General features: G+C 69.2%; 20 protein-coding genes and 5 pseudogenes. 9 read left to right on the top strand and 16 right to left on the bottom strand.

What is annotated here, in order from left to right; all coding sequences use genetic code 11:
- Window positions 1-125 precede the first annotated feature (125 nt).
- Window positions 126-869, top strand: a pseudogene (locus ACGFSA_RS14280) (IS481 family transposase); the annotation flags it as partial.
- Here ACGFSA_RS14280 and ACGFSA_RS14275 read toward each other — a convergent pair.
- The 4 genes from ACGFSA_RS14275 to ACGFSA_RS14260 all read right to left on the bottom strand — a co-directional run bounded on the left by ACGFSA_RS14275 (window position 866) and on the right by ACGFSA_RS14260 (window position 3,222).
- Entirely contained in the window at window positions 866-1,324 is a 459-nt protein-coding gene (locus tag ACGFSA_RS14275) for a hypothetical protein (RefSeq protein ID WP_393303914.1), read from the bottom strand. The pseudogene ACGFSA_RS14280 and the gene ACGFSA_RS14275 overlap by 4 nt on opposite strands.
- A gap of 197 nt (window positions 1,325-1,521) precedes the next feature.
- Window positions 1,522-1,809 carry a hypothetical protein gene (locus ACGFSA_RS14270; protein WP_393303912.1) on the bottom strand — a complete coding sequence of 96 codons (288 nt, stop codon included), beginning with the start codon at window positions 1,807-1,809 and terminating at the stop codon, window positions 1,522-1,524.
- Window positions 1,806-2,354 (bottom strand): SigE family RNA polymerase sigma factor, encoded by a 549-nt coding sequence (locus ACGFSA_RS14265; protein ID WP_393303910.1) that lies wholly within the window; start codon window positions 2,352-2,354, stop codon window positions 1,806-1,808. Before ACGFSA_RS14265 ends, ACGFSA_RS14270 begins: the two co-directional genes overlap by 4 nt.
- Before the next feature lie 643 nt (window positions 2,355-2,997).
- Window positions 2,998-3,222, bottom strand: a complete 225-nt coding sequence (locus tag ACGFSA_RS14260; protein WP_393303908.1) for a hypothetical protein — start codon at window positions 3,220-3,222, stop codon at window positions 2,998-3,000.
- Between the two features lie 508 nt (window positions 3,223-3,730).
- Between ACGFSA_RS14260 and ACGFSA_RS14255 the strand changes: the two genes are divergently transcribed.
- Together ACGFSA_RS14255 and ACGFSA_RS14250 are read left to right on the top strand one after the other, a co-directional pair.
- A complete protein-coding gene (locus ACGFSA_RS14255) occupies window positions 3,731-4,111 on the top strand; it encodes a hypothetical protein (protein WP_393303906.1) in 381 nt (126 codons plus the stop codon).
- Between the two features lie 402 nt (window positions 4,112-4,513).
- Window positions 4,514-5,341, top strand: coding sequence for a ZIP family metal transporter (locus tag ACGFSA_RS14250; RefSeq protein ID WP_393303904.1), 828 nt, complete (start codon window positions 4,514-4,516; stop codon window positions 5,339-5,341).
- A 62-nt stretch (window positions 5,342-5,403) separates the two neighbouring features.
- On the opposite strand, the pseudogene ACGFSA_RS14245 reads toward ACGFSA_RS14250, so the two are convergent.
- The 5 genes and pseudogenes from ACGFSA_RS14245 to ACGFSA_RS14225 form a co-directional block, all read right to left on the bottom strand.
- Window positions 5,404-5,646 (bottom strand): annotated as a pseudogene (locus ACGFSA_RS14245) (response regulator transcription factor); the annotation flags it as partial.
- A complete protein-coding gene (locus ACGFSA_RS14240) occupies window positions 5,643-6,200 on the bottom strand; it encodes a sensor histidine kinase (protein ID WP_393303902.1) in 558 nt (185 codons plus the stop codon). The pseudogene ACGFSA_RS14245 and the gene ACGFSA_RS14240, both read right to left, overlap by 4 nt.
- Window positions 6,197-6,439, bottom strand: coding sequence for a hypothetical protein (locus ACGFSA_RS14235; protein WP_393303900.1), 243 nt, complete (start codon window positions 6,437-6,439; stop codon window positions 6,197-6,199). The genes ACGFSA_RS14240 and ACGFSA_RS14235 overlap by 4 nt, the downstream gene beginning before the upstream one ends.
- 259 nt (window positions 6,440-6,698) lie before the next feature.
- Window positions 6,699-6,833, bottom strand: a complete 135-nt coding sequence (locus tag ACGFSA_RS14230) for a hypothetical protein (RefSeq protein ID WP_393303898.1) — start codon at window positions 6,831-6,833, stop codon at window positions 6,699-6,701.
- Window positions 6,824-7,975 (bottom strand): sensor histidine kinase, encoded by a 1,152-nt coding sequence (locus ACGFSA_RS14225; protein WP_393303896.1) that lies wholly within the window; start codon window positions 7,973-7,975, stop codon window positions 6,824-6,826. The genes ACGFSA_RS14230 and ACGFSA_RS14225 overlap by 10 nt, the downstream gene beginning before the upstream one ends.
- 158 nt (window positions 7,976-8,133) lie before the next feature.
- On the opposite strand from ACGFSA_RS14225, the gene ACGFSA_RS14220 reads away from it, so the two are divergent.
- On the top strand, window positions 8,134-9,399 hold the full coding sequence (locus tag ACGFSA_RS14220; protein WP_393303894.1) for a serine hydrolase domain-containing protein: 1,266 nt from the start codon (window positions 8,134-8,136) through the stop codon (window positions 9,397-9,399).
- A gap of 181 nt (window positions 9,400-9,580) precedes the next feature.
- On the opposite strand, the gene ACGFSA_RS14215 is transcribed toward ACGFSA_RS14220, so the two are convergent.
- On the bottom strand, window positions 9,581-11,443 hold the full coding sequence (locus tag ACGFSA_RS14215; RefSeq protein ID WP_393303892.1) for an MFS transporter: 1,863 nt from the start codon (window positions 11,441-11,443) through the stop codon (window positions 9,581-9,583).
- A 178-nt stretch (window positions 11,444-11,621) separates the two neighbouring features.
- Window positions 11,622-14,213, bottom strand: a complete 2,592-nt coding sequence (locus tag ACGFSA_RS14210) for a D-alanyl-D-alanine carboxypeptidase (protein ID WP_393303890.1) — start codon at window positions 14,211-14,213, stop codon at window positions 11,622-11,624.
- Window positions 14,214-14,406: 193 nt separating this feature from the next.
- Between ACGFSA_RS14210 and ACGFSA_RS14205 the strand changes: the two genes are divergently transcribed.
- The 3 genes from ACGFSA_RS14205 to ACGFSA_RS14195 all read left to right on the top strand — a co-directional run bounded on the left by ACGFSA_RS14205 (window position 14,407) and on the right by ACGFSA_RS14195 (window position 16,646).
- Window positions 14,407-15,129, top strand: a complete 723-nt coding sequence (locus ACGFSA_RS14205) for a GPP34 family phosphoprotein (protein ID WP_393303888.1) — start codon at window positions 14,407-14,409, stop codon at window positions 15,127-15,129.
- Between the two features lie 203 nt (window positions 15,130-15,332).
- Entirely contained in the window at window positions 15,333-16,202 is an 870-nt protein-coding gene (locus ACGFSA_RS14200) for a helix-turn-helix domain-containing protein (protein WP_393303886.1), read from the top strand.
- Window positions 16,203-16,439: 237 nt separating this feature from the next.
- Window positions 16,440-16,646, top strand: a complete 207-nt coding sequence (locus ACGFSA_RS14195; protein WP_393303884.1) for a DUF397 domain-containing protein — start codon at window positions 16,440-16,442, stop codon at window positions 16,644-16,646.
- A 107-nt stretch (window positions 16,647-16,753) separates the two neighbouring features.
- On the opposite strand, the pseudogene ACGFSA_RS14190 reads toward ACGFSA_RS14195, so the two are convergent.
- From ACGFSA_RS14190 to ACGFSA_RS14180, 3 genes and pseudogenes are all read right to left on the bottom strand, one after another.
- A pseudogene (locus ACGFSA_RS14190) lies at window positions 16,754-17,050 on the bottom strand (hypothetical protein); the annotation flags it as partial.
- 2 nt (window positions 17,051-17,052) lie between these two features.
- The gene (locus ACGFSA_RS14185) at window positions 17,053-19,635 is read right to left on the bottom strand and encodes a bifunctional FO biosynthesis protein CofGH (RefSeq protein ID WP_393303882.1); all 2,583 of its coding nucleotides are present in this window, start codon (window positions 19,633-19,635) and stop codon (window positions 17,053-17,055) included.
- A 190-nt stretch (window positions 19,636-19,825) separates the two neighbouring features.
- Entirely contained in the window at window positions 19,826-20,563 is a 738-nt protein-coding gene (locus tag ACGFSA_RS14180) for a FadR/GntR family transcriptional regulator (protein WP_393304034.1), read from the bottom strand.
- 139 nt (window positions 20,564-20,702) lie between these two features.
- On the opposite strand from ACGFSA_RS14180, the pseudogene ACGFSA_RS14175 reads away from it, so the two are divergent.
- Window positions 20,703-20,897 (top strand): annotated as a pseudogene (locus ACGFSA_RS14175) (phosphogluconate dehydrogenase C-terminal domain-containing protein); the annotation flags it as partial.
- 315 nt (window positions 20,898-21,212) lie between these two features.
- A pseudogene (locus tag ACGFSA_RS14170) lies at window positions 21,213-21,481 on the top strand (helix-turn-helix domain-containing protein); the annotation flags it as partial.
- Between the two features lie 180 nt (window positions 21,482-21,661).
- Here the strand turns inward: ACGFSA_RS14170 and ACGFSA_RS14165 are convergent.
- Together ACGFSA_RS14165 and ACGFSA_RS14160 are read right to left on the bottom strand one after the other, a co-directional pair.
- Window positions 21,662-21,925: a helix-turn-helix domain-containing protein gene (locus tag ACGFSA_RS14165; protein ID WP_393303880.1), complete on the bottom strand. Its 264-nt coding sequence runs from the start codon at window positions 21,923-21,925 to the stop codon at window positions 21,662-21,664.
- Window positions 21,925-22,587, bottom strand: a complete 663-nt coding sequence (locus tag ACGFSA_RS14160) for a DUF2975 domain-containing protein (protein WP_393303878.1) — start codon at window positions 22,585-22,587, stop codon at window positions 21,925-21,927. The genes ACGFSA_RS14165 and ACGFSA_RS14160 overlap by 1 nt, the downstream gene beginning before the upstream one ends.
- Window positions 22,588-22,784: the final 197 nt, after the last annotated feature.

Below are 22,784 nucleotides of genomic sequence, written 5' to 3'. Positions count from 1 at the left end.
GGCACGGGACGTCATGAGGAGGATCGGCCGGGTCTGCCTCGCGACGCCGACCAGGAAAAACAGCACCACGCAGCAGCACCGGGCACCACCCGGCAGAGATCCGATCCCACTCCTAAAGCGGGTGTCGCAGGTTCGAATCCTGCCGGGGGCACAGACAGAAGGGCCAGCTCAGGAGGGGTTTCCTCCTAGGCTGGCCCTTCGCTGGGCTGAACCCCGCGACCGTCCACCGGGTCCTAACCCGCTACCGTCTCGCCCGTCTGGCCCATCTGGACCGTGCCACCGGCCGCGTCATACGCCGCTACGAACGCGAACGCCCCGGCGAACTGGTGCACGTCGACATCAAGAAGCTCGGCAACATCCCCGACGGCGGAGGCCACAAGACCCTCGGACGTCAGGCCGGCCGCAAGACCCGATCCGGCGCCGGCTACAGCTACCTCCACAACGCCGTCGACGACCACTCCCGCCTCGCCTACAGCGAGATCCTCGCCGACGAGAAGAAGGAGACAGCCGTCGGATTCTGGCAGCGCGCCCACACGTTCTTCGCCCAGGCCGGGATCACCGTCGAACGCGTCCTGACCGACAACGGCTCCTGCTACAAATCCCACCTGTGGCGCAACTGCCTCACAGAGCAAGGGATTTCACACAAACGGACCCGCCCCTACCGGCCCCAGACCAACGGGAAGGTGGAGAGGTTCAACCGAACCCTCCTCGACGAATGGGCCTACGCACAGCCCTACCGGAGCGAAGCCGAGCGACGCCACGCATACCCCGCCTGGCTGCACACCTACAATCACCACCGCGGACACACCGCGCTCAAGGGCCAACCACCCGCCAGCCGCGTCCCCAACCTCGCGGGTCAGTACAGCTAGGGCAGCCGCTTCTCGTGGTTCTTGTCCTCGTCGGAGTCGTAGACCAGCTTGCTGTCGGCGTCATAACCCTTGATGCGCGGGGCCACGGTGACCTGCTGGTTCAGGACGCCAGCGGCGACGAACCAGCCGTGGTCCAGGGCGGCCTGGCTGGTGGCGCCGCCGTAGGAGACGGTCACCCGGGCCACTGACGGCTCGACGGTGCCAATGACACCCCACCGGAACGGCAGCTTCCAGTTGCCGCGGTCGAGGACCGACTGCTGGTAGAGCTTGCCGCCGTTGATGTCGGCCATCACGGGGCCGGCGCCCGGCACATCGTCGGAGCCTACGCTGGCGCCCAGGCCGTTTACCTCGCCGTCCTTCACGTTGCACATCAGTCGGGTCTGCTTCGGTTGCTCCTTCACCGCGACGACGTACATGCCATCGCCGGGCGCGTTGGAGTCGCCGATGCTGTTCATCGCCAGGATGATCCGGTAATCCTCGGCCGCGCCCAAGTCCGTGCGGAAGCCGGACGGGCCGCGTGTGTGCGACTGGTCGTATGCGAGGCACTTCTTCAGCCCGTCGACGGCCTGCCCGAAGGTGATCCCGTCGAGGAGCTGGTCCTCCGTGGCCGGCCGCGCGGGCCTCGCCGGCGACGCGGACGGCGTCGGTGTCGCTATGTCCGCGGTGTGGCGCTGACCGACGGTGTCGATGCCACCGTGTTCCCACCTGCATTTCCGTCGGCCAGCGCGTACGCCCCCACGGGCATCGCCGCCAGCGTCACCAGGGCCGCCCCGGTCGCCGCCACCCGGCGTCGCCGCTCGATCGTGCCCCGGCGGCGGATCACCGGATACAGCACCGGCGCGGGCCGGATTGTGTTCGCGTCCTCGGCGAGCAGCTCGCGCAGCTGCTCCTCGAAGTCCCCGCTGGTTCCAGTCCCCTGCTGCTTCTGTTCCTCGTTCACCTGCTGCCTTCCTGCCCGGACGGCACTAGGCTGCGGACAGGATCGTCCACGACCTGCGCGAGCCCCGGATACGTACGCAACTTCGCCAGCGCCTTGGACGCCTGGCTCTTGACCGTGCCGGGCGAGCAGCCGAGCACCTCGGCGACCTCGGCCTCGGACAGGTCCTCCCAGTAGCGCATGCCGATCACCGCCCGCTGCTTTGGCGGTACTCCGGCCAGCGCCGCGAGCAGGACGCTGCGCTCGTCGGCCCACGAGACGGCCTCGTCGCGCCCGGCCACCTCCGGCGGCGCCGCGGTTAGAGCCTCCGTAACCCGCCGCTTGCGGAACCGGTCGCTGTTGCAGCTGACCAGTATCCGCCGGACGTACGCATCCGGTCTGTCGCTGCGCGAGACGCGCCGCCATGAGCGGTACGCCTTGGCCAGCGCCGTCTGAGTCAGATCTTCGGCGTAGTGCACGTCGCCCGTGAGCAGATACGCGGTCCGTACGAGATGGGACCACCGCGCTCTGACGAATTCTTGGAACTCGGCCTCTTGTCCGGCCTGCATCAAGCACCCTCCCTCGCCCTCCAGGCCAGAGTTTCGGCGGATTCGGTTGCCCGGGATCCGGTGCCTCTTCGGTCAGGTGAGCGGGGCCACTGACAACCATCAGCTGGAACCGAAATGTCAAGCATCTCCCGGAACCGGACACAAGGCTCTCAGTAGGCGAGTTTCAACCTTCTCTACGGGTTCAAGGCACCCGGCTCCGTTCCGCTCCGCCGGGCGCGCTTCCCGGCTCCGCTCCGCGCAACGCTCCTGCCTTCGGCCCGCTCTGCGCGCGCTGCGCCGATGCGCGCCCACAGTGGATAGGCCCGGGGGCATAAGACGAGAACCAAGCCCGCGGCTTCAGGACATGCCTCCGGCGGGAGCGCTCAGACTCCGGGATGGACGGGGCGCCGTTCGCGAGTGCCCGCCGGAGCGTGGCGAGCGTCGTGGGCTCCCATCCCGACCACCATCGACCCAGGCAGAGCCGAGCAGACGCGGCCCCTGGCGTCCAGGTCGTTCGTACAGTGGCGCGCTCCACCGGGACGCCAGGAACCACGCCCGCTCCACGGTGTGTGGGTCGACGGCGGACGGGATGGGAGCTGGGGAAAGTGGTGGATGGAGGCGAGCGTGAAGGTCGGACGAAGTGGCCTGAAAGGGTGCGACTCCGTCACTTGTCCGCTCGGTAGAGCTCGATGTCCTTGTTGACGAAGAGGTGCACGTAGCCACACCGCCAGCAGATCAGGCCCGTGGCCTTCTCGTCGGCCCATGCCAACTTCATGAACTCCATCCCGGTGCTGTTGAGCAAGACGTCCCGCTCTCGAAACACGTCGCCCTGGCAGACCTGGCACTTGAGCCAGACCTCCCCCAGTGCTGCACGTACCGGCTTCGCCATCGAGTGAACGCCCCCCATCCTTGCCGTGTGGACAGACCGAGACTACGGGACAGCGCTAGCAGCCCACAGCCCACATGAGCGCACAGCAGGGTCGCCTGCGCGGGGACTGCCATCTGGTCGCCGAGAACGCGACAGAGGGGCACATGTGCCCTTTGCGTGCCCGATCGAGCAGCGACCGGCGGGGAACATCGGTGAGCACCCCGCGAACCCGCACGTCAGCGTCTCGCCGGCTCAGCCCCGATCCGCGTACGGGATCTTCCAAACTAGTGCTCCAACCCCAGGTGTTGAACGACGTGATGGATGGGGATGAGCGGGTGGTTCCGCGACGTTCGCCGTGACCATGAAAGGGTGGCCGTCCGTGCGGGTGTCATCGGCCAGAGCGGCGACGACACGGTGAACATGAGGGCAGCCGCTGCGGTTGTCGGTGAGTGAGACGGCGGGGTCGTAGATGCGGCTGTTTTCGGGACCCTGGGGTGAGCTTCGTGTTTTCGCGGACGAGGCTCTTCCGGTGGCTGTGGAGAAGATGGCCGGGGTTCCGGTGCGATTCGGTGCCAGGTTTCGGCCGGCGCTGCTGCGTTTCCCGCAGCGGCCGACGTGGCCGGATGGTGCGTACGTCGCGGTGTGGCCCAAAGAGGGTGTCCTGCCTGATTTGGCTGGGGACGCTGCCGCAGGGGTGCCGGAGGATCTGGCGGGCGTGGTACTGGCCGAACTGATGCACCACACCTGCTTCGTCTGCGCTGCCAGGTTCGAGGCGATCTACTTCGAGGCCGCGATCCCAGTGCTGGGACGCAACCTTGCCCGGCACCGCTTCGTGAGCGGATGCCCTGCTTGCGGCAGCGATTTCGGCCGATCCCGGATTGGCGGCCTTGCTCTGTCGCAACTGCCTTGACCATCGTCACCGGCAGGGGCGACGTTCTTCGATGCCATTGCCCGCAGACATCACTGACGAACGCTGGCCGATGAGCACGCGGGACATCGATGCCCGCGTGAGCGTGGACAAGCCGTCGTGACGGACCGACTGTCGGTGCCCGCAAGCGGGATGTGGCACCGGATACACGGCCTGCAGCCCAGACCCGCAGCGCCCGGCGAAAGGCCTGGATCGGCTTGATCAGCAGGCTGGTGCGAGCGCATGCGACCCGTGGACCAGGAGGGCGCAGGAGCAGGCGCGCAGCAAGGATACGCAATGACTTGGCCAAGTCTTCGCGATGTGGGACGCCACAGCTTGTTAGGTAAACCTTCCCTGACTTATCTTTCGTGCGCTTCTTGTGCACATCAGACCGGAGAGTCCCCCTTGTCCAGCGCAAACATCGCCCTGCTCGGCGCCATAGCAGGCTTCACCATCTACCTCGGCCTCCCCATAGGCCGCCTCCGCACACCCACTCCCCGCCTCAGGGCCGGGCTCAACGCCGTGGCCATCGGCATCCTGATCTTCCTCGTGTGGGACGTACTGACCCACGCATGGGAGCCGATCGACGGGGCGCTGAGCAAGCACGACTGGGGAACCGTTGTCTCGGGTGGGACCACACTGGCCGCCGGCCTGGCGATCGGCCTGGCCGGGCTCGTGCACTATGACAGCTGGATCGCTCGCCGACGTGCCGCCCAGTCGCAACCTGCTGGGCCCGGCGCCGCCTCCACCGCCGAACTCGCCCCGAAGACCCGCAGCCAGGCGGGCTCACTCGCGCTGATGATCGCCACCGGCATCGGCCTGCACAACTTCGCCGAGGGCCTGGCCATCGGCAACTCCGCCGCCCAGGGCGAACTCTCCCTCGCCGTCCTGCTCATCATCGGATTCGGACTGCACAACGCCACCGAGGGCTTCGGAATCGTCGCCCCCCTGGCCGCCGAGGGCGAACGCCCGTCCTGGCTTACGCTGTTGTGGCTCGGCCTGATCGGCGGCGGCCCCACCTTCCTCGGCACGCTCGTCGGACAGCACCTGGTCAACGACACCCTGTCCATCGCCTTCCTCGGCCTCGCCGCCGGATCCATCCTCTACGTCGTCATCGAACTGCTGGCCGTCGCCCGCAAGACCGGACTCAAGACACTCACCACCTGGTGCATCCTCCTCGGCCTCCTGCTCGGCTTCGCCACGGACGCCGTCGTCACGGCCGCCGGCGCCTAACGGCCTCCCCCGGAAAGGCGAATCAGCGACGGCTGCTGTCCCAGGCAGGCAGAGTGCAACCGCGGCTGGCCACCGAGTAGGCGAGCCGCAGCGGTCGCCTCGATGCCGTCCAGTTCCGGCATGCGTACGTCCATCAGCACGACGTCCGGCCGTTCGTGGCGTGCGAGGTCGACCGCTTCCCGGCCGTTCTCGGCCTCGCCCACGGCGATCATGCCGGGCGTGTGGTCGACGAGCACACGAAAGCTGCCGCGCACCATCGCCTGGTCGTCGGCGATCAGCACCCGGACCGAGGTCTCGTCAGTCACCCTTGTCGCTCTCCTTCAACAGGCAGCCGGACGGACACGGCGAATCCGCCATCCGGTCGGGGCCCCGCCGCGAAGCTGCCGCCGTACATCATCGCCCGCTCTCGCATCCCCAGCAGGCCGTGCCTGCCCGGCAGTTCGCCGCCGGGCAGTCGACGGCCGGCCGGTGGGCCCGCGTCGGTGATCTCGATACGGATCTCGCGCGCATCCGCCTCGACCGTGAGGTGGCAGCGGGTTGGGGCCGCGTGCCTCACGCAGTTGGTGAGGGCTTCCTGGACGATCCGGTAGACGGTCAGCTGAGTCCCCTCAGCCAGGCCCTGCGTACCGTTGACCGTCAGGTGGACCACCACCCCGGCCCGGTCCGCCTCCGCGGCAAGCGTGTCCAGGCGGCCGAGGTCCGGAGCCGGCCCAAGGGGCGCACCCGAGGTGCGCAGTACGCCGAGGGTGCGCCGCATCTCGATCAGCGCGGAACGGCTGGTCTCCTCGATGACCTTGAGTGCGGCCCGTGCCTCCTGCGGGGCAGCCTCCGCGACATGACCGGCGACGCCCGCCTTCACAGCGACGCCGCGGCCAGCGCGGCGAGCACAATACCCAGAACGGCGAGCGGCCACCGGCGCCGTACCGCGACCGGCAGGCCGACCGCGGCGGCAACCAGACAGCCCAGCCAGAACGGGCCTGAATAGGCGGGCTGACCGTCATCAGCGGTCAGCCGGACGAAGCTGACGTAGACGGCAGTCAGGGCCAGCGCCGCGGTGAGGTCGAGAGCGTAGAGATGACGGCGGCCCCTGGGCTTCATGCCCCGACCGTATCCGTACGCGCCCACTCAGCCGGCCTGCCCAAGGAGCACCATCAGCTGGAATCGCGCCTGCCAGGTGGTGCGCCCGGCGAGCATCCTTGCCCGGACCCTGCCGGCGTTCCGCTCCTGGCACTGCACCGGAACATGGCGTTGCAGGGGAGCGGCCGACTCCAACCCGCCTCAGCACTGCTGTCCAAGGAGGACTTCGCGATGTGGCCCACCATCATTGCCGTGGTCGGCACACTGCTTGGGGGCGCGCTCACCGGGTCTCGAAGCCCGCGAAGCCCGCGTCGCTGTAACCGCTGACAGCGCACGCAGCCCGGGTCCCTCCAAGTCGGCGGGCCGCAGGTCGGGACACCAGCAGGACGTTGTCCTCGGTGATCACTACACGCACGGCAGCTCCACGGTGATGACGGTCGGCCCGCCCGGCGGGCTGCTGATCTTCATGGTGCCGTCCAGAGCGGCGGCGCGGCGGCGCATTCCGTCCAGGCCGGACCCTCGGGCGGCGTCCGCTCCACCGGTCCCGTTGTCGGCGATCTCCGCGCAGAGCTGCGCGCCGTTGCAGGTGACGCGAACCGAGGCATTGGTGGCCCGGCTGTGTCGGGCGATGTTCGCCAGTGCTTCGGTGACGGCGAAGTAGGCGACCGCTTCGACCGCTGCGGGGATCTCACCGAGCGGGCCGATGTCGATGCGGGTCGGCACCCCGGCCCTGGTGGCCAGGGTGCTGAGCGCGCCGGAGAGGCCCTGGTCAGCCAGCACCGGGGGATAGATGGTGCGGATGACGGAGCGCAACTCGGTCATCGCGTCCTCGGTCTCGGCGTGGGCCTGCCGTACCAGAACGGCGGCCGCGTCGGGGTCGTCGGAGAGGCTTTCGCCGGCCACGGCGAGCCGCATCGCGATGGCCACGAGCCGGGCCTGGGTGCCGTCGTGCAGGTCTCGTTCGATCCGGCGGAGTTCCCCACTGTGCGCCTGCAGGACGTCTGTACGTGTCCGGGTGAGTTCGGTGACGCGTTCGCCCAGTTGCTCCGCGGGCGATGGCGCCAGGACCACGAGGCAGCACCGGGCGTGCGCTCGGGCGAGCAGCGGGAGGGCGATGGCGGCCAGTGCCGCCAGGAACACAAGATTGACCAGGCCGAGCGACAACGCGGTGCCCCAGCTGGTGATGCCAACGCTGAACACGGGCAGCCACGGCGCCGTGGGAAAGGCCCACCACAACGCCGTGATGACGGGAGTGAGAAACAGGTTGCCCAGGCAGAGCAGGGCAAGGGCGCCCGCCGGCAGACCGGTGACCACTTGCGTCACGAGCCACGCAAGGTTGCGGCGGGCGGCGCGGGGGCGCGGCTCTACCGGCTGTCCCAGCAGCACCCCGGCGCGCCGGCGATGCTGCTCCGCCCAGGGCTGGGCCAGCGACGGAATGCACAGCAGGGGCGCCGCGGCGAGCGTCACCGTCGCGACCACCAAGGTGCCCAGCAGGTAACGCCCGCTGCGCCACGTCTTGAGCCGCCGTGCGCGGGCCGCGCCGAGTACGCCGAGCACTTGTTTCGCTTTCCCTCTGTCGTACAGGAGGATTGTGGGAGGCCCCACGTGATTCACCCTAGGTGCCGGGCGACCCCGCGGCACTACAGGTAGCTGTACCTTTCATTCGGCGGTCTGTGGTAGCGACACGCAACCCGATGCTTACCTAGCGTCGGGGTATGAGATCCACAAGCCCGACCGCCGCGCCGCACCACCCGCACACCCCCCTGCCCGACCAGCCCGATCGGCAGCACCGCCGCATCGGCAAACGGTGGCTGGCCGCCGCTGCGGCCGCCCTCGTCACTGCCGGCGCGGCCGTTGCCATCCAGCTGTCAGCCGACGCGCACGAAGCGAACGCGCCCGGATACGGGCAAGACGATCTGCGCCGGGACGCCGACGTCATCCAAGCGCTGGGGGTTACCGGCGTCCAAGCACGGGTGACCACCGGCCCTGGCCGGGATCTGGTCGCCACCAGCGGCGTCGCCGAGGCGGGCACGGACCGTCCGGTGCCCCGCAACGGCTACTTCCGGATGGCCAGCACCGGCAAGGCGCTTGTGGCCACCGTGGTCCTGCAACTGGTCGACGAGGGCAAGTTGGCGCTCGACGACACGGTGGACCGCCGGCTGCCCGGCTTGGTGGACGGCAACGGCAACGACGGACGCCGGATCACCATCCGCCAGCTCCTCCAGCACACCAGCGGCATCCACGACGACCTCCCCGGCTTCACCACCCCGCAGGAGTACTACGAGCGCCGGTACGACACCTACACACCCCAACAGATCGTCGCGCGGGCGATGAGGCACCGCCCGGATTTCCCACCCGGCACCGGGTGGAGCTACTCCAACACCGGCTACGCCCTACTCGACATGATCATCGAGAAGGTCACAGATCGCCCTTGGCACCAGGAGGTCGAGAACCGGGTCCTGAAACCGCTCGGCATGGACCACACCTATCTGCCGGGCAGCACCCCCACACTCCGCCGTCCACACGCCAACGGCTACGTCTTCCCCTCCGGCAAACGTGTCGACGTCACCAAGGTGATCCTCCCCGACCCCGGCGCCTACGTCTCCACCACTGCGGATGTCAACCGCTTCTTCCAGGCCCTGCTCGGCGGCGAGCTGCTGCCCCAGGCACGGCTGGCCGAGATGCAGGACACCGTCCCGGTCAACGAGGAGATGCAGCTGTTCTGGCCACACGGACGCTACGGCCTCGGCCTGGCCAACCGGCCCCTGTCCTGCGGCGGCAGCTACTGGAGCCACGAAGGAGGCGATGGCGGCTACATCACCCTGAACGGCGCCACCGACGACGGCAGCCGCACCGTCACCGTCTCCATGTCCACCGCCCTGAACGACTCGCCCGACAACGCACTCCGACAGGAGCAAGCCGCCAGCAACCTCGTCGACCGCGCGCTGTGCGACGCCCCCGGCAACGGGCAGGGCACGTAGCGGCCTTGCCCGGCATCCGGGTATGGGCGACGGTGGACGGTGTCGTCGGCACATCGTGATCGCCCGCGCCCGCCACCCCGCCAGCAGCTTCTCCGAGTAGCCGCCGAGCATGACCGCCATCACCGCGATACCGAGCAGTGTTGCCTTGCGCTCACCGCGGCCCGGAGGCCCGCTGCACCGCTCAGCGAAGTTCCTCCGGGCACGGTGTGCCCGGCGAGAGCTGGTACGGCGCTGCCAGCCGGTACACCCCGGCGCGCGGCGCGAGCAGTTCCGTCCACTCGTCGCCGTCGGCGTCCTCGTCCACCTTGATCAGGCAGCCGTTGGTGTTGACGAAGGTCCGCGGGCTGTCCTGGTCCGCGCGCTGCTTGGACGCCTCGGTCTCCTGCGGCCGCTCCACACTCTTGCCCTCGTCGTCGACCAGGGCGAGCCAGCGCGAGTACGGAATCCGGATCAGCACCCGGCCCGCCCGCTTCACATGGATGGTCAGCTCGTCCGCACCGGCCCGGTCCACGGTCGCCGGCGGATCGGCCAGCGGCACCGGGCTGTCGACCTCGAAGAGCTGCCAGTTGGAGTCGGACCAGATCCTGCGCAGATACGGCTGCCCCTTCTGGACGAGATCCGCCTCCTGCACCGCGCCGGTGGCGTCCGGTTGCCCCTTGGGCAGTACCACGTAGTGCACGGCCCAGCGGTCGAGCCACTGGCGGTAGTTCGCGGGGTTCAGGGTGTCGTCGTAGAAGAGCGGGTTGCGCTCCATGTCGGCCTGCCGGTTCCAGCCGCGGGCCAGGTTGACGTACGGCGCGAGTGCGGACGCCTCGCGGTGGCTGCTCGCGGGCACGACCTCGACCCTGCCGCGCTCGGCGCCGACTTCCTGAAGCTCGTTGACGAGCGGGGCCAGCTCGCGCGTCCAGGAGGCGGTGGGGGCGGTTCGAACGATGTCGTCGACGCCCTTGAAGCCGATCCAGAAGTTCAGCCCGACGAACGCGAGGACCAGCGCGTACCAGCGCCGGGAGCGCGGCACCGCGTACGGCAGCGCGGCGAGCAGCACCACACCGGCGAACAGCATCGCCATCCGGGTGACGTTCGAGCCGATCTGCGAGTCGACCACATAGGTCAGCAGCGTCCCGACGCCGTACACGCCGGCTGCGGTACGGACCGTCTTCCAGTCACGCGGTACGAGGACGAGGACGAGGGCCGCGAAGAGGAACGGCAACGACACGGTCCCGATCGACATCGGCTGCTTACCGGAGAAGGGGAACAGCCACGCGGACAGCGCCACGACCGCGACCGGGGCCAGGCCCAGCGCGTACGCCCCGGGGCGCCGCTTGTTCAGGAACAGCGCCGCGGCGACCACACCCAGGAAGAGTCCGGCCACGGGGCTGCTCGCCGTCGCGAGTCCGGCCAGCGGGGCGGCGACGGCTGCCTTCGCCCACCGCGTGTACCGCCAGCGGTAGGGCCAGCAGAACACCGCGGCCACCGCACCCACCGCGAACATCAGGCCGAGCCCGAACGTCACGCGTCCGGACAGCGCGTTGCACAGATACGCGAACACCCCGGCGAGCGAGCAGGCGAGCGGATTGCGGACGGCCCGCACCCGAACCAGGATCAGCGCGGTCAGCGCCGCCGACACGGTCCCGGCGACCATCATCGTCGTACGCACGCCGAGCACCGACATCACATATGGCGACACGACGCTGTACGAGACGGGGTGCATGCCCCCGTACCAGGCGAGGTTGTACGCGGTGCCCGGATGCCGGCCGACGAACTCGGCCCAGGCATCCTGCGCCGCGAGGTCGCCGCCGCTGTTCGCGAAGAAGAAGAACCAGAGGATGTGGGTGACCGCGGCGGCCGCCGTCGCGATGGTGACGGGGTGACGCAGCAGCCGCCGGGCGCGGATCCGCCGTGGCACCTCGGCCCGGGGTTCGGGGGTACGCGGGGCGGGTAGCCGGGCGCCCGTGTTCCCGCCACCGCTGCCGCTCGTCACGTCGCCTCGCACATCGCTGCTCCCGGCCGCTGCACGGCCGGATCTCGGCTCCGCGGTGGTCACTACGGTCTCTCCCCGTCTCCGCCGGCCCCGTACCCCTGTTCCCGTACTTCGTGCCCGTGACCCCCACTCGGTACACGTGTGAGGACGCGGTCCTGCGCTCCCCGGTTGTCCGGGGACGCTAACACGTACGCAACAGGGAAGGGGGTGCCGGTCCCGGCACCCCCTTCCCTGTTGCACGTCAGCTCATACGGGTCAGCTTCTTGCCGAATCCGGGCTCGGCCAGATCGCTCTGCAGCGCCACCGCGACCTTCACCTGACTGGCTCCCTCACCGACGGTGAGCGTGCCCACATGGGTCCCGGCCACCGCCGAGTGCGGGATCGGCTTTCCGTCGTCGGTCAGTTCGAGCTTGACCGTGAGACCGGGCCAGCCGACCGCCGCCACGTCCTCGGTCGCGACCACCGGGGTGCTGCCGCCCAGCCCGTCGGAGACGGTGCCGACCACATCGCCCTTCTTCACGACCTTGGCGCTCGTCAGCAGATCCTGGGTGGCGATCATGGCTTCCTTGCTCACCGCGTTGACGGTGTCGATGATCGAGGGCTTGTGCTGGCCCAGCACCGCACCGACGATCAGCTGGTCGGTGTCGCCGACCATCTTGTGCGCGGCGAAGAGCAGGTTGCCGCCGGCCTTGGTGGTGGAGCCGGTCTTGATGCCGAGCGCGCCGTTGTACGGAACGAGGGTGTTGTAGTTCCGATGGAACTTGCCCGACGGGTCGGTCCACGACGGCAGCTTGGTGATGGCCATCAGCGCCGGGATCTCCACCAGCTTCTGGCCGAGCTTCACCTGGTCCTCGGCCGTGCTGACCGTGGTCGCGTTGAGACCGGACGGATCGGTGTAGGTGGTGTTCGTCATGCCGAGCGACTTGGCGGTGTCGTTCATCTTCTTGACGAACGCCTCCTCGGAACCCGCGTCCCAGCGCGCCAGCAGCCTCGCGATGTTGTTCGCGGAGGGGACCATGATCGCGGAGAGCGCCTCCTGCTCCGTGAGCTCATCACCGGCCTTGACGGTGTTGAGCGTCGACTCGCCCTCCGAGTCCAGCTTGCCTTCCGACTCCGCCTTGGCGTCGATCTTGACGGAAGGGCCCTTCTCGCCCTTCTTCAACGGGTGGTCCTTGAGCACGATGTATGCGGTCATCGCCTTGGCCACGCTGCCGATCGGCACGGCCTTCTGCTCGCCGAACGAGTCCACCTCGCCCAGTCCGGTGGCCGCCATGTAGCCCTGGCCCTCGTCGGGCCACGGCAGCGACGGCTTGTTGCCCTTGAAGGTGTACGTCGGCTTCGCCGTCAGTTGCAGCTTGGGCGCCGGCAGCGGGCGCACAGCCTGCACGATCGCAAAGACGACCAGGAGGAGCAGGACCAGCGGGGTCCAGATCTTGACCCGGCGAACGGCGGTACGGACCGGCGTCTCCGGGGGCGGGGGCGTGTTCGTCAGCTCGGCCAGCAGGTCGAGCGGCGGCCGGGGCGGCATCGGCTGCTGCCGGGTGCGCTCGGCTCCGCTGAGCGAGGGAGCGGCGGCCGACGCTGGGCTCGGCCGGGCGGCCGGGGCGGCTGCGGATCCAGTCGTCCCGGGCTTGCGGGGCGCCGGGGCGGGGCGTGCGTCGTCGCGGCGGAGCGGTACGAACTGGCTGGTGCGCTCGGCGGGGCTCTCGGGCTCCGGCTTCTCCTCGGGCTTCGCTGAGGGACGGGTGATCTTCAGCGCGGTCGTCGGCTGGTCGATCCGGTCGCGCCGGACCGCCTTGAAGACGGCCGTGGGCTGATCGATTCCGCGCTTGTCCGCAGTGGGCTCGGTGCCGTCGGTGTCACTGGTGTCGTCGGCGTCCTCGGCGGGGTCCGCGACGTCGGCGCCGGTGGTCCTGGGGCCCTTGGTCGCGTCGGCGGCGTCAGCCGCCGCGGGTTCGCTGTCACCGGTGTCGCCGGCGTCCTCGGCGGAGTCCACGCCGCCTGCGCCGCTGGTCTCGGCACCCTTGGCCGCGTCGTCAGCGTCAGCGCCGTCAGCCACCGCGGGTTCGCTGTCACCGTCGCTCTTGTTGCCCTCGGAGTCCGAGTCGTCCGCGGCGTGGCTCTCCTCGCGCCCCTCGGAGACCCGGGTCTCGTCGGAGGCGTCGCCGGAGACCGCAGGCTCGTCCGCGTCCGCGTCCGCGTCACTGGTTGCGGCTGCGGCTGTGGCTGTGGCTGCGGCGCCATCGGACGCAGCAGGCTTGTCGGCGGCCTCGTCATCCGCATCGTGATCGGAGTTTGCGTCTGTTCCCGCGGCGTCGTCCGCCACTTCAGCCACATCCGCCACGTCCGCGCTCGATGCAGCCGGTTCGTCCGCGGTCGCGTCGGCGGAGTCCGTCCCACTCTCGCCCGCCTCTTCCGCCGGCGCAGGCGCGTCGCTCTCCGCGACCGCCTCGGGCTTCGCGACGTCGTCGGCGGCCTCGGGTTCCTCGACAGCAGCGCCTGCGGCGTCGCCGTCACCCTTCTCCACCCACGCAGCCACCACCGCACGCAGCCGCGCGTCGCCCTCATCGGGCTCGGCGGGCCCGGATGGCGTGGAAGTCGCCTCGGGACCCTCAGAGGTGTTCTCCGTGCCCTCGACGTCCTCGGCGTGCTCCGCGTCCTCGCCGCTCTCGACCGGCTTCGTACGGAAGACCGCCGTCGCCGTGTCCTGCTTGCCGCCGGACTCCGCCGGGGAGGCCGATTCACGGAAGACGGAAAGCCGCGGATCGCGTTCGCTCCGAGCCGTTCCCGACGACTTCTGCTGCTCCGACTTGTCGGGGGACTCGCCCGCCACCGATGCCTCCTCCTGCGCTGCGGGGCCGCCCCCGCGCTGTCCGAACCATCTACCAGTGTCCTGCGTGAACCCTCGGCTGCGGTGCCAGACGAGAACGACATACCTGCCGGTTCCCGTACGAAGCACCCAGGCACTCTCGACAGACCAATGTGAGAGGGGTCACTCTGTCATTCATCCACGCGGGGAGGCATGGATGGGCAGGAGCCGCAGAACAATTCCGGAGGAGCTTCTGCTGCTCGCTCTGGACCCGACCACGGGTACCACAGCGCAGCCGCAGTCGCTCGACCTCGGCCTCGCCGGAGCTCAGCTAGTGGAGCTGGCTCTGGCAGGACGGATAGCCCCTGACGGGGATCGTATCGCCGTGGTGATGCCACGGCCGACAGGAGATCCGACACTGGACTCCGCACTGGAACTGCTGCGCCGACGCGGCAGCCCGGTTCGGGCCGTCCACTGGATTGGCGGGCCCCGACTGGGGTTGCGCCAGACCTATCTCTCGCATCTGGAGCGGTGCGGCATGGTGCATGCCGTGGCGGGCCAGATGTGCGGGGTGCTGCCGACGACTCGCTACCAGGCGACGGACACGGCGATCAGCCGGGAGATCAGATCCCGGCTGGACAGTGCGATCCGCACCGGTGTACCGCCGGACCCGCGGACCGCGGCGCTCGCCGCACTGGCCCACGCGGTCGGACTCGGCAAGCACCTCTACCCCGGGAACGAGGGGCGCTCATCGCGCTCCCGGCTCCGGGACCTGATCAGACACGACCCGATGGGCGGTCTCGTGGCGCACGCCGTGATGGACGTCCAGAACGGGGCGATCGCCCAGCCACGCCGCAATCAGGCGGCGGGAGGGCCGTTGCAACCGCAAGTGCAGTCGCAGTCCCGTCGCGACAGCATGGTGCACACCGCCGCCCACTGAGGCACCACCGCACCACCGCACCGAAGACCGCCGCACCGACGTCCCCAAGACCCGGTTCGGGAGCCGCACCACGCGCGGGGCAGCCGGCCCACCGGCCGCCCCGCGCGCCTGCGTGTGGCCATTTCCCAGCGCAACCGACCCCACGGGTGGCAATCTGCTGAGCAGTAGATACGCACAGCTACATAGCCGGAGGTGCCGTTTCCGTGCCGTCCAACGTCAATCCCACCGTCAGGCGACGCCGGTTGGGCCAGGAATTGCGCCGACTGCGCGAGCTCAAGGGCATGACGGCCGAGGAGGTGGCGGAGCGACTGCTCGTCTCGCAGTCGAAGATCAGCCGCCTGGAGAACGGCCGCCGTTCGATCAGCCAGCGCGATGTCCGCGATCTCTGCGGGGTGTACGAGGTCGAGGACCACCGGATGGTCGACTCGCTCATGCAGATGGCCAAGGACTCCCGGCAGCAGGGCTGGTGGCATGCCTTCGGCGACATCCCGTACAGCGTCTACATCGGCCTGGAGACCGACGCCGAGTCACTGCGGGTGTACGAACCGCAGGTGGTCCCCGGCCTGTTGCAGACCCGGAGTTACGCCGAGGCGCTGATCAACGGCGCGCTGCCGGAGGCACCGCCGACCGACATCGACAAGCGCGTCAGCGTCCGTGCGCGCCGCCAGGACCGGATCACCACCCAGGAGGGGCCGCTGCGGCTCTGGGCGGTCATCGACGAGGCGGCGCTGCGCCGGATGGTCGGTGGCAAGCAGGTCATGATCGAGCAGTTGGAACAGCTCGTCGAGCTGTCGCACCTGCCCCATGTGACGGTTCAGGTACTGCCGTTCGACATGGGTGCCCACCCGGGCATCAACGGGCAGTACGCCATCCTGGAATTCCCGGATGCCGCGGACTCCAGCGTCGTCTATATCGAGGGCGTCACCAGCGACCTCTATCTGGAAAAAGCCAACGATGTACACCGGTACAGCGTCATGTACGAGCACTTGCGGGCACAGGCACTGAACGTGGAGCAGACCCGGCACTACATCGCCGACATCGCGAAGTCGTACGCCCAGCTCAGCACCGGATGACCGGCTGAACCAGACATTCCGCAAAGTCCGGTATGCGGGAAAAGGGACGATGTTACGGGTGAGGCGACGGCACGGTACACCGTCGCCACATCAAAGCGGAAGGCTCGCACGGAATATGCCATCCGGTCGAGTGAACGGCCCTCTCACCCGGCAATGTTGGCGAGTAGCGTCGATCCCGCCAACAGATGCGCAGTTGGTGCGACTCACACAACTCTCTGAATCCGAACCGGAGTGAACATGGCTATTCGTCAGGGTGCCGCGGACAATTGGACGAAGTCGTCGTATTCCGGGGGCAACGGCGCTTGCGTCGAGGTCAAGTCCCCCCTCGTCCAGTCGATCGCGGTGCGCGACTCGAAGGCCCCCGAGGGTCCTTCGATCACCTTCGTGCCCGGCGCGTGGAACGCCTTCGTGTCCGACATCGCAAAGGGCTCCGTCGACGTCTGACCCATGCCCACCCACAGAATGCGGTGCGGCACCGAAACGGTGCCGCAGGAAGCCCCCTCGACCGGTCCGCCGTCCTGGCCGAGGGGGCCCACCGCCGGACGGACCGCTCAGCGCAGCTGATCCACGTACCTGTCCGTGCCGGCCACGGTCGGAATGAACGGCGCCACCAGCTCCACCCGCCCCAGGCCGGATTCCACAACCGCCGCGTCGAGCCCGGTGAAGTGCTCCGTCCAGCACTCCCGCGGGTCCTCCTGGAGGAACCAGAGCAGGGTGAGCCGGGTGTCGACGCCCTCGACCTGCTTCACATAGGTCATCCGGTCGCCCGGCAGCGGCGTGGGACGGAAGGCGGTCACCATCGCCGCCGGTGAGCCGCCAAGCCGCTTCGGCAGATGCCAGGAGCGCAGGCTCAGTCCGGCAGCACCGGCAGCAGCTCCGGAAGGTGTCCGTCGGACGCGGCAGCCGCCGCCACCCGCTCCTGCGGCACGTCGCCGTACAGCGTCGTACGCGGCTTCGCCGGACGGCCCGCGAGTTCCGCGATCGCGACGAGATCCTGGACGGAGCGGTACGAGCCGTAACTGGAGCCCGCCATCCGGGAGATGGTCTCCTCCATCAGCGTGCCGCCCAGGTCGTTGGCGCCCGAGCGCAGCATTTCGGCCGCACCCTCCGTGCCGAGCTTCACCCAGCTGGTCTGGATGTTGGTGATGTGCGGGTGGAGCAGCAGCCGGGCCATGGCGGTGACGGCGCGGTTGTCGCGGTCGGTCGGGCCGGGGCGGGCGATGCCTGCCAGGTAGACCGGGGCGTTGGTGTGAATGAACGGCAGCGTCACGAACTCGGTGAAACCGCCGCTCTCCTGCTGGAGGTTGGCCAGGGTCCGGAGGTGGCCGAGCCAGTGGCGGGGCTGGTCGACATGGCCGTACATCATGGTGGAGGAGGAGCGCAGACCCACCTCGTGGGCCGTCCTGATGACTTCCAGCCAGGTCGCCGTCGGCAGCTTCCCCTTGGTGAGGACCCAGCGGACCTCGTCGTCCAGGATCTCCGCCGCCGTGCCCGGGATCGAGTCGAGCCCGGCCTCCTTCGCGGCGATCAGCCAGTCGCGGATGGACATGCCGGTGCGGGTCGCGCCGTTGACGACCTCCATCGGCGAGAAGGCGTGTACGTGCATGCCGGGGACGCGCTCCTTCACCGCCCGCGCGATGTCGAAGTACGCCGTGCCGGGCAGGTCCGGGTGGATGCCGCCCTGCATGCAGACCTCGACGGCCCCGACGTCCCACGCCTGCGCGGCCCGGTCAGCGACCTGGTCCAGGGAGAGGGTGTACGCGTCGGCATCGGTGCGCCGCTGGGCGAAGGCGCAGAAGCGGCAGCCGGTGTAGCAGACGTTGGTGAAGTTGATGTTCCTGGTGACGATGTACGTGACGTCGTCTCCGACCACGTCCCGGCGCAGAGTGTCCGCGATCCGGCACAGTTCGTCGAGCGCCGGGCCTTCCGCGTGGAGCAGGGCGAGGGCCTGGTCGTCGGTGAGCTTCGTCGGGTCGTCGGCGGCCTGGCCGAGCGCCTGGCGTACGTCGGCGTCGATGCGGGACGGGACCATGCCGGGGGCCGCCGCCTCGCGCAGGGCCTCCCAGTCCCCGTACACCTCGTCGAAGTCGTCGCGGCGGTCGCCGGTGCGGCCCTCCGTGTCGATGGTGCGGTGCAGGTCGGTGCGGCCGGAGGCGCCGAACTCCTCGTCCGGCTCCTGCCAGGGCAGGCCGGCGGGGATCGCGCCCTCCTTCGCGAGGCCCGTCTCCGGGTCGGCGAGGGCGCGGACGTGCGGGAGGAGGCGGGGGTCGAGCCAGGGCTCGCCGCGCTGGATGAACTCCGGGTAGATGGTGAGGCGTTCACGGAGCTCGAAGCCCGCCTCGGCGGTCTTCGCGGCGAGTTCGTCGATGTGCGGCCATGGACGCTCGGGGTTCACATGGTCGGGGGTGAGCGGCGAGACGCCGCCCCAGTCGTCGATCCCAGCGCCGATGAGCAGTGCGTACTCCGCGTCGACGAGGTTCGGCGGGGCCTGGATGCGCGCGGAGGGGCCGAGGATGTGCCGGGCCACGGCAATGGCGGCGGCCAGCTCCTCCAGTTCGGCGTCCGGCATCCCGCGCATCGCCGTGTCCGGCTTGGCGCGGAAGTTCTGGACGATGACCTCCTGGATGCCGTGGTAGGCGCGGGCGGTCTTGCGCAGCTCGAAGAGGGAGTCGGCGCGCTCCTCGTACGACTCGCCGATCCCGATCAGGATGCCGGTCGTGAACGGAACGTTGGACCGGCCCGCGTCTTCGAGGACGCGGAGGCGGACGGCCGGTTCCTTGTCCGGGGAGCCGTGGTGCGGGCCGCCCGGCTCGGACCACAGGCGGGTGGCCGTCGTCTCCAGCATCATGCCCATCGAGGGGGCGACGGGCTTGAGCCGCTGGAGGTCGGTCCAGGTCAGCACGCCCGGGTTGAGATGCGGGAGGAGGCCGGTTTCCTCCAGGACCCGGATCGCCATGGCGCGTACGTACGCGAGGGTGTCGTCGTATCCCTCCGCCTCCAGCCACTCCTGTGCCTCGGGCCAGCGGTCCTCGGGGCGGTCGCCGAGCGTGAACAGTGCTTCCTTGCAGCCCATGGCCGCGCCCTTGCGGGCGATGTCCAGCACTTCGTCGGGTGACAGGAACATCCCGTGCCCGGCCTTGCGGAGCTTGCCGGGGACAGTGACGAAGGTGCAGTAGTGGCACTTGTCGCGGCAGAGCCGGGTCAGCGGGATGAAGACCTTGCGGGAGTACGTGATGACACCTGGCCGACCGGCGGCTTCGAGGCCGGCGTCGCGCACCCGGGCGGCGGACGTGGCAAGGTCCGTCAGATCGTCGCCGCGTGCCTGGAGCAGGACGGCGGCCTCGGTCACATCGAGGGCGACACCGTCACGGGCCCGTTTGAGCGCGCGCCGCATGGAGTTGGTGGTCGGGCGTCCGCGCTGAGGATCGGTCATGAACCGAGCATACGAGCGATGCCCCTGCCCCGGGCCCGGGCCTCCACCCCGTCACCTGCTACGGGCGACGGCGCCCATCCAGCGTGGGCCGGCGCCCACCCCGCGTGGGTCGACGCCCATCCAGGCTGGGCCGCCCACCCAGCCGGGCATCGGTGGCCGGTGACCACCCGGACGGGCATCGGTGGCCGGACTACTCCGGCCGGTCCGCGCGGAGCGACAGGTTCAGGCGGTCGCTCGCCAACCGCATGTGTTCGGTCATCGCCGCATCCGCCTCCTCGGGATCCCCCGCCCGGATCGCATCCAGCACCGCCCCGTGCTCATGCAGCGTCCCGCTCACCGTGCCCTCGATGTCGCCCGCCCGCTCCATCCAGACCTGGAGCAGCGCCCGGATGGAGTGCAGGATGTCGCTCAGCACCGTGTTACGGGCGATGTTCGCGGTCTCCAGGTGGAACGCGACGTCGGCGTCGATGAACGCCTTGACGTCCGTCCCCGCCTCCCGCATCCGCGCCAGATGCCCTTCGAGACGTTCGACGTCCGCCGGCTCCGCCCGTTCCGCGGCGAGGCGTGCGGACATGCCCTCCATGAACGTACGGACCTCCACGAGGTCCTGCGTACGGCGCTGACCGAGCATCAGGCCCCAGTTGATGGTCCGCGGCAGGAACTCCGACGTGCCGCCGCGCACGTACGACCCCGAGCCCGGCCGGATCTCGATGATGCCGAGCACGTCCAGTGCGGAGAGTGCGCCCCGGACGCTGGACCGGGCGACGCCGAGCGCCTCGGCGAGCTGCCGTTCGGCGGGCAGTCGGGTGCCTGGCTTCAGGTTGCCCGCGGAGAGGTGGTCGAGGAGCCGCTTGGCCACCTCGCTGACCGAGGACTCGCGTACGACGGGGCGCAGGAGCGAGGTGAAATCGGGCGCTTCGGGCTGCATGGACACGTCGTCCAGTACATCAGACGTCGCCCGATGTGCACGGGTCGGGCGGACCATATCGCGCTCATCGGTCCTACCGGGGTGCTCGTCGGAGCGACGTCCGTCACTTTGGTTAATTGGTGACCACTTTTGTCCAACTTTCCCCGACGCCTGCCTGATCGCGATGGACTACGGCCGCGAGTCGATCGTCCGCGACGACTGGAAGAACGCCTTCGACGACGAGCTCGACGAGGTCATCACAGTCGGGGACACACCCGCGGAGGCCTCGTTCTTCGCCGTCTACTCCGGCGCAGACCTCCCGCCCGAGGTACAGAAACTGGTGGACGGCTCATGATGCGGAGCGTGACACGAGCACAGCCCGTCACTACGGGGCAATGCTCAGGGCGCCTGCGCACTGTGGAGATCCAGGTAATGCCGACTCATCGTGAGGAACACCCCGCAATCGACGGCACGTTCGGGGAGAAATACCTACCCAACCTCACCCCACCCGGCCCGTCACTCACATGGGTGAGGTTCGCCAACTGGGCTGGATGTCGAGCCGGTTGGCTGGCATATGCTCGCCGCGACAACCACAGACATGCGTCGGCCCCCGGCCGGGACTGCAATCCCGATCGAGGGCCTGACCACCGAGGAAGTTAGGCCCTTCCCGATGGATACCCAGCAGATTAGCGTGCCCTCGCACGCCCCGTCCCGCGTACCCGGGGGCGCCGCGCCGTCGTCCGGCGTCGTGCACATCAACTCCCGGCACACCAGCCGCTTCACGTCGTCGGCAACCATCTCGCCCAGCACCGGGAGCTCTCGCTCCTCGCGATCGGGCTCGGCCTGCACATCCAGTCGCTGCCCGCCGGAGCGAAGGTCGGCATCAAGGTCCTCGCCGAACGCTTCCTTCCAGACCTGCGACGGCTGCGAGCGAGCCTTCCGCTCACCCACCCCTGGCCGCTGCCGGGACTGCCGGACCGACGATCCCCACCCACCCGTTGCCCAGGTGATCGCTTCCAAGGGGTAGGCAATCGCACGGGTCAGCGACCGAGCGGTGTGAAGTAGCAGGCAGCCATATGGCTCGCGGGAAAACGCCCCACGGCGTCGGCCCGGCCCGCCTCAGAGGGCTGTCGGTGGGCGGCCGCGCTCGTCTTCGGTGCTCCGGTGCGTGAGCAGGTCGCCCGGCTGGCAGTCGAGGACCTCGCAGATGCGGGTCAGCGTGGTGAAGCGGATCGCGCGGGCCCGGCCGTTCTTCAGGATGGACAGGTTCACGTTGGTCACGCCGACCCGGGAGGCGAGTTCCGCGAGGGTCATGCCGCGCTCGCTGAGCATGCGGTCGAGATGGACCTCGATCGCGTGGCTGTCGTTGTCGTCCGGCGCCATCACACCGCCCCTTCCAGATCCTCCCGCATGGCCACCCCGGCGCGCAGGACGCGGGCGAACGTGAGGATGCCCAGAGCTGTGAAAACGAGTGCGTAGGGCGGCTGCCAGATTCCCACATCGAAGGTATCGAAGGTGTAGTCCTGGGTCAGGGTCGCCAGTAGCGCCGCGTGCGCGCCGGCTTCCACCACCTCTGCGACCAGGCAGCCGAGCAGCAGCCACCAGCCTGCGACCCGCAGGTGCTTCACGGTCCGTGCGGTGAAGACTCCCTCGCGGGACGCGCCCTGTATCAAGCGGTTGAGCAGGAACAGGATACCCAGGACCAGCAGCAACGACGGAAAGCTGCCGAGGAAGTCGAACAGCCGCTGGGCGCTGTCGGCGTGGTCGGTGCAGTACGACGGACGAGCCATGACTTCGACCCCTGCATGGGGTCGGAACATGCCGGTGATCCCGTCCGTGCTGAAGTCCGAGCGGGACTCGGCACATACGTACGGACCACCCCACATCAGGCCCAGCTTGGTGCCGGCCAGGGGTCTCACGGCGCCCACGACGAGGCCCACGAGAAACAGCCGGTAGACGCCCCGGACCACAGTGGCGACCGGCTCCAGCAGCCTGGCCTCGGCACGGTCTTCATGTGACGTGGAGCTCTGTACCTCAGCAGACACCAGCAACCGCCCCTCGTATCGAATATCGATGTTATCGAAGAACGATAAGAGCAACTGCATCAGTGGTCAATAGGCCTGAGCAACCGTCACCGCGCATCGTGAACAGGGAGCCTGGTCGTGCATCTGCCGGACGCCGGCGACGAGTTCGGAATGTCCCATGGGCGTCAGCGAACCGCTTGCGCCCCGTTGTCAGAGCC

It is taken from the genome of Streptomyces sp. NPDC048496 (assembly GCF_043200055.1).
Classification (GTDB): domain Bacteria; phylum Actinomycetota; class Actinomycetes; order Streptomycetales; family Streptomycetaceae; genus Streptomyces.
The sequence above is the reverse complement of the archived record's forward strand: the minus strand, read 5'-3'. Positions and strand labels throughout refer to the sequence as shown.